Source organism: Bathymodiolus japonicus methanotrophic gill symbiont, assembly GCF_019721995.1.
Taxonomy (GTDB): Bacteria; Pseudomonadota; Gammaproteobacteria; order Methylococcales; family Methylomonadaceae; genus Methyloprofundus.
In genome coordinates, this window is record NZ_BLYC01000016.1 from 1 (window position 1) to 13,463 (window position 13,463).

The 13,463-nt window shown below is 42.2% G+C and carries 16 protein-coding genes and 1 pseudogene; 9 read left to right on the forward strand and 8 right to left on the reverse strand.

Going from position 1 to position 13,463, the window contains the following annotated elements; all coding sequences use genetic code 11:
- Window positions 1-755: M48 family metallopeptidase (locus tag K6984_RS18165; RefSeq protein WP_420831683.1), on the forward strand; the 755-nt coding region annotated here is incomplete at its 5' end.
- Between the two features lie 62 nt (window positions 756-817).
- Here K6984_RS18165 and K6984_RS18170 read toward each other — a convergent pair.
- The 3 genes from K6984_RS18170 to K6984_RS31330 all read right to left on the reverse strand — a co-directional run bounded on the left by K6984_RS18170 (window position 818) and on the right by K6984_RS31330 (window position 2,870).
- Complete coding sequence (locus K6984_RS18170; RefSeq protein WP_221896807.1) at window positions 818-1,483, reverse strand: precorrin-8X methylmutase; 666 nt, start codon at window positions 1,481-1,483, stop codon at window positions 818-820.
- Window positions 1,484-1,920: 437 nt separating this feature from the next.
- Entirely contained in the window at window positions 1,921-2,619 is a 699-nt protein-coding gene (locus K6984_RS35795) for a transposase (protein ID WP_338024553.1), read from the reverse strand.
- Window positions 2,583-2,870 carry a hypothetical protein gene (locus K6984_RS31330; protein WP_230988165.1) on the reverse strand — a complete coding sequence of 96 codons (288 nt, stop codon included), beginning with the start codon at window positions 2,868-2,870 and terminating at the stop codon, window positions 2,583-2,585. The genes K6984_RS35795 and K6984_RS31330 overlap by 37 nt, the downstream gene beginning before the upstream one ends.
- Here K6984_RS31330 and K6984_RS18180 point away from each other — a divergent pair.
- Window positions 2,827-3,042, forward strand: a complete 216-nt coding sequence (locus K6984_RS18180; protein ID WP_221896901.1) for a hypothetical protein — start codon at window positions 2,827-2,829, stop codon at window positions 3,040-3,042. The genes K6984_RS31330 and K6984_RS18180 overlap by 44 nt on opposite strands.
- Window positions 3,043-3,053: 11 nt before the next feature.
- Here the strand turns inward: K6984_RS18180 and K6984_RS36360 are convergent.
- Both K6984_RS36360 and K6984_RS18185 read right to left on the reverse strand, forming a co-directional pair.
- Window positions 3,054-3,284 (reverse strand): annotated as a pseudogene (locus K6984_RS36360) (hypothetical protein); the annotation flags it as partial.
- Window positions 3,285-3,850: 566 nt separating this feature from the next.
- The gene (locus tag K6984_RS18185; RefSeq protein ID WP_221896809.1) at window positions 3,851-4,432 is read right to left on the reverse strand and encodes a transposase; all 582 of its coding nucleotides are present in this window, start codon (window positions 4,430-4,432) and stop codon (window positions 3,851-3,853) included.
- A gap of 130 nt (window positions 4,433-4,562) precedes the next feature.
- On the opposite strand from K6984_RS18185, the gene K6984_RS18190 reads away from it, so the two are divergent.
- Together K6984_RS18190 and K6984_RS18195 are read left to right on the forward strand one after the other, a co-directional pair.
- Window positions 4,563-4,727 (forward strand): hypothetical protein, encoded by a 165-nt coding sequence (locus K6984_RS18190; protein WP_221894278.1) that lies wholly within the window; start codon window positions 4,563-4,565, stop codon window positions 4,725-4,727.
- Window positions 4,664-5,524 carry a transposase gene (locus K6984_RS18195; protein ID WP_221896810.1) on the forward strand — a complete coding sequence of 287 codons (861 nt, stop codon included), beginning with the start codon at window positions 4,664-4,666 and terminating at the stop codon, window positions 5,522-5,524. The genes K6984_RS18190 and K6984_RS18195 overlap by 64 nt, the downstream gene beginning before the upstream one ends.
- A 706-nt stretch (window positions 5,525-6,230) precedes the next feature.
- Here the strand turns inward: K6984_RS18195 and K6984_RS18200 are convergent.
- On the reverse strand, window positions 6,231-6,539 hold the full coding sequence (locus K6984_RS18200; RefSeq protein ID WP_221896811.1) for a hypothetical protein: 309 nt from the start codon (window positions 6,537-6,539) through the stop codon (window positions 6,231-6,233).
- Between K6984_RS18200 and K6984_RS18205 the strand changes: the two genes are divergently transcribed.
- The 3 genes from K6984_RS18205 to K6984_RS18215 all read left to right on the forward strand — a co-directional run bounded on the left by K6984_RS18205 (window position 6,496) and on the right by K6984_RS18215 (window position 8,080).
- A complete protein-coding gene (locus tag K6984_RS18205) occupies window positions 6,496-6,675 on the forward strand; it encodes a hypothetical protein (RefSeq protein WP_221896812.1) in 180 nt (59 codons plus the stop codon). The genes K6984_RS18200 and K6984_RS18205 overlap by 44 nt on opposite strands.
- 161 nt (window positions 6,676-6,836) lie before the next feature.
- Entirely contained in the window at window positions 6,837-7,109 is a 273-nt protein-coding gene (locus tag K6984_RS18210; RefSeq protein ID WP_221896813.1) for a hypothetical protein, read from the forward strand.
- A gap of 113 nt (window positions 7,110-7,222) precedes the next feature.
- On the forward strand, window positions 7,223-8,080 hold the full coding sequence (locus K6984_RS18215; protein WP_230988166.1) for a glycosyltransferase family 2 protein: 858 nt from the start codon (window positions 7,223-7,225) through the stop codon (window positions 8,078-8,080).
- 165 nt (window positions 8,081-8,245) lie between these two features.
- Here K6984_RS18215 and K6984_RS18220 read toward each other — a convergent pair whose 3' ends face one another.
- Both K6984_RS18220 and nhaD read right to left on the reverse strand, forming a co-directional pair.
- Window positions 8,246-9,598 carry an AmpG family muropeptide MFS transporter gene (locus K6984_RS18220; protein ID WP_230988167.1) on the reverse strand — a complete coding sequence of 451 codons (1,353 nt, stop codon included), beginning with the start codon at window positions 9,596-9,598 and terminating at the stop codon, window positions 8,246-8,248.
- 138 nt (window positions 9,599-9,736) lie between these two features.
- Complete coding sequence (gene nhaD / locus K6984_RS18225; protein ID WP_221896891.1) at window positions 9,737-11,071, reverse strand: sodium:proton antiporter NhaD; 1,335 nt, start codon at window positions 11,069-11,071, stop codon at window positions 9,737-9,739.
- A 198-nt stretch (window positions 11,072-11,269) separates the two neighbouring features.
- On the opposite strand from nhaD, the gene K6984_RS18230 reads away from it, so the two are divergent.
- Both K6984_RS18230 and K6984_RS18235 read left to right on the forward strand, forming a co-directional pair.
- Complete coding sequence (locus tag K6984_RS18230) at window positions 11,270-12,925, forward strand: nitrite/sulfite reductase (RefSeq protein WP_221896814.1); 1,656 nt, start codon at window positions 11,270-11,272, stop codon at window positions 12,923-12,925.
- Window positions 12,912-13,361 carry a DUF934 domain-containing protein gene (locus K6984_RS18235; RefSeq protein WP_221896815.1) on the forward strand — a complete coding sequence of 150 codons (450 nt, stop codon included), beginning with the start codon at window positions 12,912-12,914 and terminating at the stop codon, window positions 13,359-13,361. Before K6984_RS18230 ends, K6984_RS18235 begins: the two co-directional genes overlap by 14 nt.
- Window positions 13,362-13,463: the final 102 nt, after the last annotated feature.

A 13,463-nucleotide genomic window follows, 5' to 3' on the forward strand; every position in this document is an offset into this window, starting at 1 on the left:
CGCTAACAACCAGCCTATTAATAGGCTGTGCAACATCACCTACTGGACGCAGTCAATTACTGATGATGTCTAATAGTGAAATGCAGCAAATGGGGGAGCAGTCATTTAATAACCTAAAAAAAGAAATGCCCATAGAACACGATGCAAAAATCAATGCCTATGTGCGCTGTGTCGCTACGGCTATCACCAATGAAGTGGGCGGCGACTGGGAAGTGGTAGTATTTAAAGAGCCATCTGCCAATGCATTTGCACTTCCGGGTAGAAAAATTGGCGTACATACCGGACTGTTGAATGTTGCGCAAAATCAGGACCAGCTGGCCGCAGTATTAGGCCATGAAGTCGCGCATGTTTTAGCAAACCATAGTAACGAGCGTGTTTCGCAAAAAACCATGGTTAATCAGGGTTTATCTATTAGTCAGGCTATCATTAACCCACAGTCAGAACTAGGTCAAGCAGGTATGGGACTATTAGGCGTTGGCGCTGAATATGGCATTATCATGCCCTTTAGTCGGGCGCATGAATCGGAGGCTGATATTTACGGGCTGGATTTGATGGCAAAAGCTGGCTTTAACCCGGAGGAAAGTGTGACGCTCTGGGTTAATATGGGTAAAGCAGGTGGCGAAGCACCACCTGAATTCATGTCCACGCATCCTGCACATGCAGCCCGTATTACAGACTTGCAAGAGCAAATGCCCAAAGCATTAAAGCTACGCAGTGAGGCACAGGCTCAAGGCAAATATCCGCAATGTAACTAGACTGTAGAGCGGACTTCAGTCCGCCTGCTCTATAAAATGGTTATTGCGGACTAAAGTCCGCTCTACCCATTTTTTGCCTGCTCTGCGAGCGCTAATAGCGCGTGATTAGCAGCCACAACAAGAGTCGAACCGCCTTTACGTCCTTGAGTAATAATCCAGGGAATATCTTTTAATAATGCCGTTTCTGCTTTAGATTCTGCTGCAGAAACAAAGCCTACTGGCATACCGACAATTAATGCTGGACGGACATTTTCTGCTTTTATCATGCGGATGACTTCCAGCAAAGCCGTCGGCGCATTACCAACGGCAACAATGCTATTTTGCAGTAAATCCAAGCGCTGAGCCTTGCGCATCGCCTGTACTGCACGTGTAGTATTTTCCGCTTTTGCCTGAGTAATTACATCCGCATCAGAAATAAAATGATGCGTGCTCACGCCAAAATGACCTAACCGGGGTTTGGATAAGCCTACACAGATCATTTCTACATCGGCAACAATATTTGCGCCCTGCTGAATAGCATGCAGACCTGACGATACCGCATCCGGGTGAAATTTTGTCAGCCCATTAAATTTAAAATCAGCCGTAGCATGGATCATTCTGCGCACGATATTCCATTCAGACGCTGAATAATTGTGGCTGCCGACTTCCTGGTCGACTATGGCAAATGAGTCATGTTCAATCTTTTGCCCTGCCTGGGTCATTTGCTCTGTAATAGTATTTTGTTGCATGTTTTTCCCGCGAGTTATTTGCTGCTAGTTGCCTCACTATCATAGCAGTTATGTACAGACTTCGCGCGCTCACGGTAGCGGTACGAAGTATTGGTCAATGACCACTAAAAATGGCTGCAATACTTCACTGGCTTGCTCACATGAAATATTCATCTGGTCATTTTCAAGTAAATAATTAGCAAAGGTCTTGATGCATTTCCAGTTGCGTGGCTTATCTATAAAGCGGAATGCTTTCATAAACTGAAGTTTCCCAATTATTGAGTAGCTGAAATACACAATGCTGGTGTATCGAGGTTTATTTTAGGTGGTTTTGCCATGTTTATAGCAAACCCCTATTTAATTCCCCTTAGGCAATAGCATTTGAAACGAATGAAAAGACTGTTTTTTTCATATATAGTTTCTCAGATAAATAATTTCCAAATTTGGAGCGCTTAAACTTAGGCGGTAACAACGAAATCTTCCCGCAATTTTTGCATAACACAAATCACTTTACTGGCATCATGCATATAAGTGTTAAAAGTTTGCACAACTGAATCATGAAGATCTTCAAAAGTTTTAAAATACTTCATATGAGTCGAATCGCGTTTCGTATTTTTCCATAATTTCTCAATCGGATTAAAATCCGGCGAGAACGCAGGGAGACGTTCTACTGTCAAACGATCTACATTAGCTAACTTAAATTCCTTAATAACACCGCTTCCATGATACGGGGCACCATCTTCAATTAGAATAATCTTGCCTTTATAATAAGCCAGCAATTGTGTTAAAAACTCAACATAGCTTTCACCATTAAAACGCCCAGATGTTTCAGCGTGTTGTAATATCATTGGCTTATAACTCTCGATTAAGACGTTGTCGGCAATAGAATATATCGCTTCCATAAAAAGCTTCTGTGTTGGATATTTCTCATTTTTTAAGCTTTTAAGAATAGCTAAAAATTCTTGAGGCAGCCCAGCTTCTTTTAAAAGTCTAAGTGACTTTGGTTTTATCTCATAAGCCAATGATTCTCGGTATTGAAAACTCCCTCCTTCGAGTTCGATCGTACCAAACATTTTCAACCCTTTTCGAATCCCTGATGTTTTCACTGTGGGTTGCTCTCCTATTGGAGCCCAGGTTCGTGCCAATGAACCCCACATAGCAAATGACACCTCATCACCGAATAAAACGACACTCTTTCGCTGAAAATCATGGAAACGGAGCTTAGCGAAGTGGTGATTTTTAGTCCCTGATAGGCGACAGGGCAATTCGCTGATTCGACGTGTGCTAGCAGCACGCGAGAGGAGCAAGAATTGCATTCCGAATAGCCGTCCAGCCAGTGAGGTAGTAATGACGAAGCGGCTTTTGTGCGTAGTCGTTGCGGACGCAGGGCGTTCAGGGCATCTCCCATCCGCTGCGTAGGTGAACGAATTATGGCGACAGGAGTCCCGGGATTTCGTGAGGTAGCATGGCGCGCCTGCGCCTTTTCCATAATGGCAGGCAATGTTTCTTCCAGCCACGTTTTTCTTTCAAGCTCGTACTTTTCTTCTTCTTGGCGATCAGTCACAAAACGAGCTTTTTGATAACTGAAGCCCAGTTTTTTCATTAGGCTTGATAAATAGTTCAAGTTATAACGAACTTCAAATTTTAACCAAATAAGCTCGGCAATCATCGCAGTATTCCATATTCCACAATGAAATCCATTGTCTTCTGGGCCTTTCTTTATCAACTCAACCAATTTATTTTTCTGGTCTTTAGTTAACTTTGACTTCCGACCACGTCCTTGATAGTGTTGCCCTATTAACCAACCGACACCTTTATGCATGAATGTTTTCAGCCAATTTATAATGGTTTTTTCACAGACTCACATTAGGCGTGCTATTTCTTTGATTCCCATGCATTCACTGAACCAGAGTAGAGCTTGAGTTAATCGATATAAACAAATATTACTTAGCTTGAGAGCTGTCGCCATATTTTTTTTAGTCGGTCTACAATTGACTTTGAAAAAGTGAGGGATACCATTTTTGACTGTTTCCGTTAGTGTTGGGACGAAAATTATAAGCCAGTTTCCCCTCTGTCGTTTTTGTTTGTTCGGAAATTAATTTTCTGAAAGTCTATAGTTGTAGCATAGTTTCAATTTTACCATAAATAATTATTGGGAAACTTCAGTTCATAAAAAGTTCACTAATTTTTAATTCACGCTCAGCAGCACAAGGGATAAAGTATTCTAAATAACGGTATGCCTGCTCTATGTCTGAGTGCCCACCATAATTTTTTAAGGCGATGATATTAACCAGCTGAAGTTTCTTAGAAATTCATCAAGGAACCATTCGCAATAAAACGGCTACCACCGAATTTACAGGGGAGCTGCTGTATTTGGGGCAAACCCTTTCAAAATCCGGATCCAAAGCCGCTTCGGCAATGATGCGGCGGATATCTGAAAATGCGAAACTGGCTCGCCCCTTCACTTTGTGCCGACGTTCCGGATCGGTTTTTAAACGATCCGCGTAAATCCACGTCAGCGTTGTTGCCAAACCAGCTATCAGTGACTGTCAATATCGGAGCGGTGGAAAAATGTTCTGCAATTGCAATCAGCATTTGAGCCGCCTGAGCCATCTTGGTCTGGAAAGGAACGACATCACCTCTTATCGTGGCGGTTTCTTTTTTTGCCTGAATTGTTTTTAAGGGCAGATAAAATCGGAAATCTAAAAATAAGCACGCCCAGCGACCTTTGACCTGTTTCAGCAACCCTACCGATACAATATTTTGTGCCCATGGATATTTGCTTTGATTCGATTTGGCCGCGTGGTCAAAAATGGCTTCACAGCCGAAGATATTTTTGCCTACTTTAGTGATAATGGCATCAGTGTTCCCATTGAAAGAAGAAGTACCTAAACAAAGCAGCCTATAACCTACCTGAAGGTAGCACCACTCGAATATTTCCATTATTTCCATCTTTTTGATTTTAATCACTTATAACAGCAAATAGACACTCTGTAGGCACCGTAAAAAAACAACAAATAATTTCAAATAAAGCTTGCAATTGCCGAAAAAATTCTTCTAAAAATTTCCGTTTTAATCACCTCATAAACGGATATCACCCATGCTTAAAGACCTACCACTCTCTGAACATATTCACCAACACTGCAATGAAAGTATGGAACGTGCCCTGTTAGCAGAGCGTCATCCTTTGTGGGCTCGTTCATGCCCAGAGTTGAAGGATATATCGACTTTATTCGCCTTGGGTTATTACGCTGTATCAGTGTAGTCGATAGTGGTCGCCATTTCCTCCAAACCAATGAACATATTTATGGCCAGCTGCTTCCCCACTCAACGTATTTTAAATCACTGAAGTCGCATAGACGAACAAGTATGCTTGAGGCATTTGAACAGCAGAGCTATCATCTTCACGCTGAAACACTGCTATCGCAAGGCATTGATTATCTTAAAGCATTCCCAGAACTTGACGAATACACCATAGAAGCAGCGGATGGACATTTTATTGATCATGCCTGCCATACTGAAAAAAACAGCAAGGGGAAAGTTCAGGCGGCCGGGGGGATTTACGCGTTGAATCTCAGAAGTGGGTTGCTCAGATTTCTTTGTCTGGTGACAAACGGAACTCAGAGACATCAAGAAATACCTGTGTTACGAGATCATATTGAAAAGCAAAACAATGGAAATAACAGCTCTCAGAAACGTCTCTATGTCTACGATAAAGCCGTCACCGGCTTTGTCTGGTGGGATCGGCAGAAACGACATGCTAATCACATGATTTCAATGCTAAAAGAAAATTCAATTGCGACTCTGGTTGAGTCTATCCCTTTTGACTCCCAGCATGAGATCAATACAGGAGTTGAAGCATACAGTGTGTACGAAAACAAGGGCATCAAATTTAACGTGGTGGATTACCGTGATCCAGAAACCGGAAAACTTCACCGGTTTGTGACAACCTTGCCAATGACTATTAACCCTGGAACCATTGCTATGCTGTATTTCAAGCGATGGACGATTGAAAAGACATTCAATAACACTAAAACTCGGTGTTCAAGTTTTCAGCTATAACTGGGCTAAGAAAAGTACATTTTTCCGGCTTTGTTTTATAAGTGATTGATTTACAATGATGTTGATGCTTTCTTTGTCAGTAAAATTATCAATAAAGTCAATCAGTTAAAAAACTTGAACATCGAGTGTAAACAAACAGAGAGGCTCGTTCGCGGCCTAAAGTGGTTTCGGAAAAATGATCTTGAAGCGGGAGTAAAATATTGCGTAAAATGAACATGAATGAGGTCGTTTTATTTGTATAATCAATGTGTTATAAACTTTTATTATACAGTAAAACTAGACCTCATTCACGATTAACCTGTTGTTTTTAAAAAGAATTCAAGGCTTTTAGTCAGCGGAATGGCATTAATATTAGTAATACCTAATATTTCAGAAAAATAAGCATTAGCTGATATTCTTATGCTTTAAAAACTAGGAAACTTCAGTTAACCAGGTGTGCATTAAATATTTCACCGTCCCGCTGAGCAACATATTTTGCTTCTGTCAAAGGCCCCGTTAATAGATTAATCACATCAGCCTCATAGGCTTTTTGTAGACTTAGTCTTTCAGCATCCGAGCCTAGATAATTATTTTCTATTTCCACCACCGGTAGATTATCAACTGAAGTTTCCCAATTATTGAGTAGCTGAAATACACAATGCTGGTGTATCGAGGTTTATTTTAGGTGGTTTTGCCATGTTTATAGCAAACCCCTACTTAATTCCCCTTAGGCAATAGCATTTGAAACGAATGAAAAGACTATTTTTTCATATAGTTGTAGCATAGTTTCAATTTTACCATAAATAATTATTGGGAAACTTCGCCCGCTGAAAATCATGGAAACGGAGCTTAGCGAAGTGGTGATTTTTAGTCCCTGATAGGCGACAGGGCAATTCGCTGATTCGACGTGTGCTAGCAGCACGCGAGAGGAGCAAGAATTGCATTCCGAATAGCCGTCCAGCCAGTGAGGTAGTAATGACGAAGCGGCTTTTGTGCGTAGTCGTTGCGGACGCAGGGCGTTCAGGGCATCTCCCATCCGCTGCGTAGGTGAACTAATTATGGCGACAGGAGTCCCGGAATTTCGTGAGGTAGCATGGCGCGCCTGTTATCAATTAACCTGCCACCTAAAATCTGGGCAAAATAGGCATGATGCTTTTGCTGCTTCTTATTAATAATCTGAAAGTAAACCGGCGGTAATTTTTGTTGCTGGTTGCGGATAAAAATTGCCGCGACATGTCCAGCCTCGTGAAAGACTATCTGTTTAAGTAATTCCTCGGCACACAGTGGTGTGTTGGGGAGGGAGTGATTTGTTCGTTTCATAATAGGTAACCTCTTGAAAAAAAATGCGGCCATTACAGCCGCATTAGAGGAAGGAGATAGCTCTGATTATTCCGAAGAGGAACGCATTCAAGAGTTAGGCGTAGTTTATGTGAGCAAAAACACTTTGCAAATGTGGCATTTTGACGCGCGACAATTTGTCGCCAGTTTTGGCATAATAGCTGCTATGTATTGCTATTGGACAGAAGTAAATTCAATGAAAACACCATTTATCTGCTTTTTCTTGCAAATAAACAAGTTAAATCACCTAAAACCCCGTGGCATTTAGCCTAAAATAGCTTCATTCTTTAGCAAGCACACTAATGGGCTGCTTTAAAAAAAATATCTGCCACATAATTTAAGGTCACTGCTTGCGGTAAAATTGCGCACTTATAAAGCCTTATGGCTGGGCTTGCAGAAACAACTATTAAACCGTGCATGGAAATTTCCCTGATTATCCCGACTTATAACCGTTGCTCGCTACTTAAGCGCGCGCTGAATTCGGTGTTTAAACAGAGCAGGAAGCCGGATGAAATCATTGTAGTCGATGATGGCTCTATCGATAACACTGCGGAAATGCTCGCGGATGAATTTCCACTGGTGAGAGTTATCAGGCAAAGCAATAAGGGCGTAAGTGCCGCAAGAAATGCAGGTATACAGCAGGCGAAAAGCGACTGGATCGCTTTGCTGGATTCGGATGATACCTGGCAGGCTGAAAAACTGGCAACCCAGTTCCTGGCATTACAAAGGTCAGCTGACACCAAGATTTGTCATACTGAAGAAATATGGATTAGAAAGGGCGTAAGAGTCAATGCCATGCACAAGCATAAAAAAGCAGGAGGCTGGATTTTCAAGCAATGCCTGCCCTTATGTGCAATGTCACCCTCATCAATTATTATTCATCGCTCGGTCTTTGATGATGTCGGCCTGTTTGATGAAAGCCTGCCGGCCTGCGAGGATTACGACCTATGGTTACGTATTAGTGCAAAATACCCGGTCTTGTTTATAGAGCAGCAACTAATCAAAAAATATGGCGGACATGAAGATCAGCTATCGCACAAATACTGGGGCATGGATAGGTTCAGAATACAGACCCTGGAAAAAATTATTAGTCAAGGTGAGCTAAGCGAAGAAAATAAGCAAGATGCCATACAAATGCTGCTAAAAAAAGCACGTATCTTTAGCAGTGGTGCTTTAAAACGAGGAAATAATGAGTCAGCACAATACTATCAGCAGTTGCTTGATAAGTATCAAACATGATTGCCTCCGCTCTAGAGCAGACTTCAGTCCGCTAATAAGCTAATAAGCTAATAAGCTAATGCACAATATACATTGGTATTGATGGTAATCCACTCATTACGTTCTCCATATCAAAATTACTAACGTCAACTGCAAGTACTGGTTGAACACAGACTGAAGTCCGCTCTACGATGGGGTGTTTTGAGCTTTTTTAGTGTCGTTTTGCAAATGCATCAATACCAGCACTAAAAATATAGCAGGTAAACCCACTGACGAAGCATATAAAAAGAACATCGCATAACCATAGGCATCAACGATTAAACCAGACGCGCCACCCATTAATTTTGCCGGCAAAGTCATTAATGAACTAAATAATGCATATTGCGTAGCAGTATAGGCACTATTAGTTAAACTGGATAAGTAGGCGATAAATACCGATGTGGCAATACCCCCACTTAAATTATCGGCACTGATAACGATTGCCAGTAATTGCAGATTCGGCTCGGAGCGTGCGAGTAGAACAAATAATAAATTAGTGCTGGCAACGAGTACTGCACCTAATAGCAGGGGCTTCATCAAGCCGTAGCGGATCACTAATACGCCGCCCAGTGCGGCGCCGAAAATAGTCATAAAAAAGCCAAATATCTTACTGACATCGGCGATTTCGGTCTTGCTATAACCTAGGTCTAGATAAAACGGGTTAGCCATCACGCCCATGGTAATATCACTCATTTTATACAGCGCAATCAGAGCTAAAATCCAGAGACCTGTCTTGCCGTTACGGACAAAAAAATCGGCAAAGGGGCTGATAACCGCATCGGAAAACCAGTCGCTTAATCGCTGCAATATGCCTCGAAGCGCTTGTACGCCCAGTGCCGTTTCAATTTTGTTTTCCAGTTCAGTAGTCTGCTGCTTGATAGGGTGCTTAGACTCTGAGCTGAGTAGTGTTGCCATAATGCCGATAAACATACATAAAGCCATAGCAGAATAAGCGGCATTCCAGCCGATGTATTCGGCAATATAAAAAGCACCTGCACCGGAAACAAGCAGGGCAACCCGATAGCCAAATACATACATGGCTGCCATCGCCGCCTGATACTCAGGCTCTATCGCTTCAATACGATAGGCATCGATCACAATATCCTGAGTTGCAGAGCAAAAAGCAATCCACACTGCGGTTACGGCAATCAATTCAATTTCTAGCTGCGGGTTTAATTCGGCCAAGGTCATTAAACCAGCGGAAATTCCTACTTGCGCAAGTAACATCCAGCTGCGCCGCTTACCAAGTAGCCTGGTTAAGAAAGGCAAGGGCAAGCGATCGACTATGGGTGCCCAGATCACCTTAATGGAATAAGTTAAGCCTACCCAGCTAAAAAATCCGATAACAGACAAAGTGACGCCCGAGTCTCGCAACCAGGCAGAGAGCGTGGAGAAAACCAGTAAAAAGGGTAGTCCGGCTGAAAAGCCTAGAAAAGACATGCCTAGGATCTTGGGGCGAAAATAAGCAGAAAATGATTGTTTCCAGCTATGCTCGGTCATATCAATGTGGGTTATAGTTTCAGAAATAAAAAAAGGGAGCAGAATTTAATTCCCACTCCCTCTATATAAGGATAATAGCGGGCTGAAGCCACGCCCTACATCTATATTACACGTTAGATGTACCTGTTAGTGCAGCTATTAACCATTAATTAAATAATGCACAATAATACTGGCGATATAGCCCAGCGCAATGACTGGCGTCCATTTTATATGGCTGAAGAAAGTATACTTATGGTTAGATGAGCCCATTAACGCAACTCCGGCTGCTGAGCCTACTGATAGTATTGATCCACCCGTACCGGCAGTTAATGTGACTAATAACCATTGATATAAATCCATATCCAGGTTCATGCTTAACACAGCAAACATAACTGGAATATTATCTACAATCGCTGAAACAACCCCGACGATAATATTCGCTGGCGTTTGACCGAGCCCATCATACATACCCGCAGCAATAAGCTCTAAATAACCGATATAGCCTAAACCACCGACAGCAAAAACCACACCAAAGAAGAAAAACAGTGTATCCCACTCGGCATCACGCACTTTATCGAAGATATCAAACTCACTATGTCCTTCATGTCTGCCAGATTTATACAGTACTTGAAGTCTGTAGCCATAAACCATTAATACACCAAGACCAGCCATCATGCCCATAAAAGGAGGTAAATGCAGAACCTGCTTAAAGCTAACAGCGGTAACAATGGTTAATGCAAACAAGACACAGACTTGGATCGCACCGGGCTTTAATACCACTGCGGCTTCATTGGTTGCAGCGGGTTGTTCATCGGGTACTGCTAGCCACATAAAGTAAGCCGGCACAACATAGTTAACGACAGATGGAATAAATAACTGGAAAAAATCAAAAAATTCCGCATAACCTGCCTGCCATACCATCAAGGTAGTAATATCACCGAATGGGCTGAACGCACCCCCCGCATTAGCGGCAACAACCAGATTGACAAAGCCTATGGCGACAAATTTCTCATTATCTTTACCAACCGCAAGAACTACCGCGCCAACTAATAGGGCTGAGGTCAGGTTATCGGCAACAGCGGATAAAAAGAAAGTGATAATACCGGTAATCCAGAATAATTTTTTATAACCAAACTCCTTTCTAATCATCCAGGAGCGCAGTGCTTCGAATACATTTCGCTCGGCCATAGCATTGATATAGGTCATTGCAACCAGCAAGAACAGCATCAATGCCGCATATTCTTTCAGGTTAAACTCAAACGCCTCATGCAAAGCTTCGGTGGAAACCCCTGCTTCTGCAGCTAGCACAGCAGCATGAGCCCAGATAACGGCAGCCGCGATAATAACCGGCTTGGATTTGCGTAACCCGGTAAATTCTTCCGCCATGACAAAGCCATAAGCAATGATAAAAATCAGCACAGTATAAATACCACGCTCGGTCCCAGTAAGACCTAAACTAACAATTTGCTCTTCAGCCATTGCCAACTGCGGCATACAAAACAGCGCAGCAAAAATCAAAAATAAACGAAACACACGACCTCCCTCTAGGTTCTTAATTTATAAATTATTTTTATTATGAAACTACATTAAATTCAACCCCTAATGTTAGCATTTTATATTTAAATTGTCATTTAATGGCTGGCAGTATATGATTATTAATTCAATGTAACCTGCCTGCATAAGCACATTTGTATGTATCAATATAGCGATAAAGATCAGACTCTCATCGACGAGCGCGTCACTCAGTTTCGTGATCAAACCGAACGTTTTTTAAAAGGGGAAATTCCAGAAGATAAATACCGTGCCTTACGTTTAATGAACGGTGTGTATGTTCAAACACATGCGCCTTTATTACGTGTGGCAGGCCCCTATGGATTACTATCCAGCAAACAAATTAGAAAACTGGCATCAATTGCCCGTGATTATGATAAGGGGTTTTGTCATTTTACCACTCGGCAAAATATCCAGTATAACTGGCCAGCACTGGAGCGTGTACCTGATATTCTTGAGGAATTAGCTAGTGTGCAAATGCATGCTATTCAAACCAGTGGTAACTGTCTTAGAAATACCACATCGGATCAACTAGCTGGTGTTGCCACCGATGAGCTGGAAGACCCGCGCCCGTACTGTGAAATCATTCGCCAATGGACAATATTGCACCCTGAATTTGCATATTTACCACGTAAATTCAAAATTGCAGTCACTGGCGCACAGCATGACCGGGCAGCGATTCGCTTCCATGATATAGGACTCCAGTTAGTTAAAAATGATCAAGGTGAGGTTGGTTTTACCGTCTTCGTTGGTGGTGGCTTAGGCCGTACTCCTGTCATTGGCCAGGTAGTCAGGCCTTTTTTAGAGAAAAAACATTTACTCTCTTATCTGGAAGCTATTTTACGCATCTATAATCTTTATGGTCGTAGAGATAATAAATATAAAGCACGCATAAAAATTCTGGTAAGGGAAACCGGGTTAGCCGAAATTACGCAGAAAATTGAAGCTGAATGGGAACTCATTAAAGACAAGCTAGAGCTAAGTTCTGAGCGTATTAAAGAAATTCAGGCACAATTTGCACCGCCTGCTTATCTGGCGAGTGCGGCACAAGATACAAGTTATGACGATAAAAGGGCAAATAACCCGGATTTTGCAATATGGGTCAAGCATAATACTGCTGATCATAAAGTAACCGGTTACCGTGCCGCTTACATATCACTAAAAGCACCGGACTGTCCTCCCGGGGATTGCACTGAAAGTCAGCTAGATGCCATAGCTGATCTAGCGGATCAGTACAGCTTTGGTATGGTGCGCACTACGCACCGACAGAATTTAGTGCTAGCTGATGTGCCGCAAGCCGATTTATTTGATTTATGGCAAAAGCTGGAGGCATTAAACCTGGCGACGCCGAATATCGGCAAAGCAACAGATATGATTTGCTGCCCGGGACTGGACTATTGCTCTTTAGCCAATGCTGGCTCGATCGGGGTAGCTAAAGAGATTAATGAAACGCTGGATTCTATGGATTATGTGCATGATTTAGGTGATCTGAAAATCAATATTTCAGGTTGTATGAATGGTTGTGCACATCAAAGCGTTGGACATATCGGCATACTGGGTGTGGATAAAAAAGGCGTAGAATGGTATCAGGTTACGCTGGGCGGAAGTTCGGAAAATGACGCTGCGATTGGTGAACGATTGGGACCTGCTGTAAGCAAAAAGGATATTACCCCGGTTATTAAGAGCATACTTGAGGTTTATCTTGCGCAGCGCAGTCATGAAGATGAGTCTTTTCTTAGTACCGTCAGACGTGTTGGCGTTAGCCCATTCAAGGAGAAAGTCTATGCAACTCATTAAAGAAAAAAAAATTATTCAGGATAACTGGGAATATATTTTCGACGAAACACCATTAAAGGCTGATTATATTATTGTGTCTTTAGTCCGGTGGCAGCAAGAACGCGATCAACTTTCCAAGGTTAAGCACCTGGGGCTAAGGTTAGAACCTGATGTTGTGCTGGAAGAAATTGCCGATGATTTAGTTTACTTTCAGTTAATAGAGTTATATTTTCCAGTGTTTACCGACGGTCGTGCGTTTACTCATGCCCGCGTATTACGCAGTCGTTATGGATTTGAGGGTGATATTCGTGTGAGTGGTGACTATATGCGCGATCAGGTTTATTATCTAAGCCGCGTGGGTGTCAGCAGCTTTGAGCTTAATGACCAGGATAATGCAGAAGAAGTTATAAAATCGATGGATGATTTTTCTGTGGACTATCAAGATTCAATCGCCTAAGTTTTAGGCTCTGTCCGATGGTTGAAAAAAATAAGCAATCAAGTTAAATCTAATTTGATTGCTTATTTTTAAACGGATTCAGCACCGTATTGCAGGATGCAC

Bases quoted from the DNA above. Each gene is read 5' to 3' on its own strand.
- K6984_RS18235 (WP_221896815.1), top strand. From the start codon at position 12,912: ATGCAACTCATTAAAGAAAAAAAAATTATTCAGGATAACTGGGAATAT.
- K6984_RS18170 (WP_221896807.1), bottom strand. From the start codon at position 1,483: ATGCAACAAAATACTATTACAGAGCAAATGACCCAGGCAGGGCAAAAG.
- K6984_RS18230 (WP_221896814.1), top strand. From the start codon at position 11,270: ATGTATCAATATAGCGATAAAGATCAGACTCTCATCGACGAGCGCGTC.
- nhaD (WP_221896891.1), bottom strand. From the start codon at position 11,071: ATGCCGCAGTTGGCAATGGCTGAAGAGCAAATTGTTAGTTTAGGTCTT.
- K6984_RS18215 (WP_230988166.1), top strand. From the start codon at position 7,223: ATGGCTGGGCTTGCAGAAACAACTATTAAACCGTGCATGGAAATTTCC.
- K6984_RS18220 (WP_230988167.1), bottom strand. From the start codon at position 9,598: ATGACCGAGCATAGCTGGAAACAATCATTTTCTGCTTATTTTCGCCCC.
- K6984_RS18200 (WP_221896811.1), bottom strand. From the start codon at position 6,539: ATGGGAGATGCCCTGAACGCCCTGCGTCCGCAACGACTACGCACAAAA.
- K6984_RS18190 (WP_221894278.1), top strand. From the start codon at position 4,563: ATGCTTAAAGACCTACCACTCTCTGAACATATTCACCAACACTGCAAT.
- K6984_RS31330 (WP_230988165.1), bottom strand. From the start codon at position 2,870: ATGGGAGATGCCCTGAACGCCCTGCGTCCGCAACGACTACGCACAAAA.
- K6984_RS35795 (WP_338024553.1), bottom strand. From the start codon at position 2,619: ATGTGGGGTTCATTGGCACGAACCTGGGCTCCAATAGGAGAGCAACCC.
- K6984_RS18195 (WP_221896810.1), top strand. From the start codon at position 4,664: ATGCCCAGAGTTGAAGGATATATCGACTTTATTCGCCTTGGGTTATTA.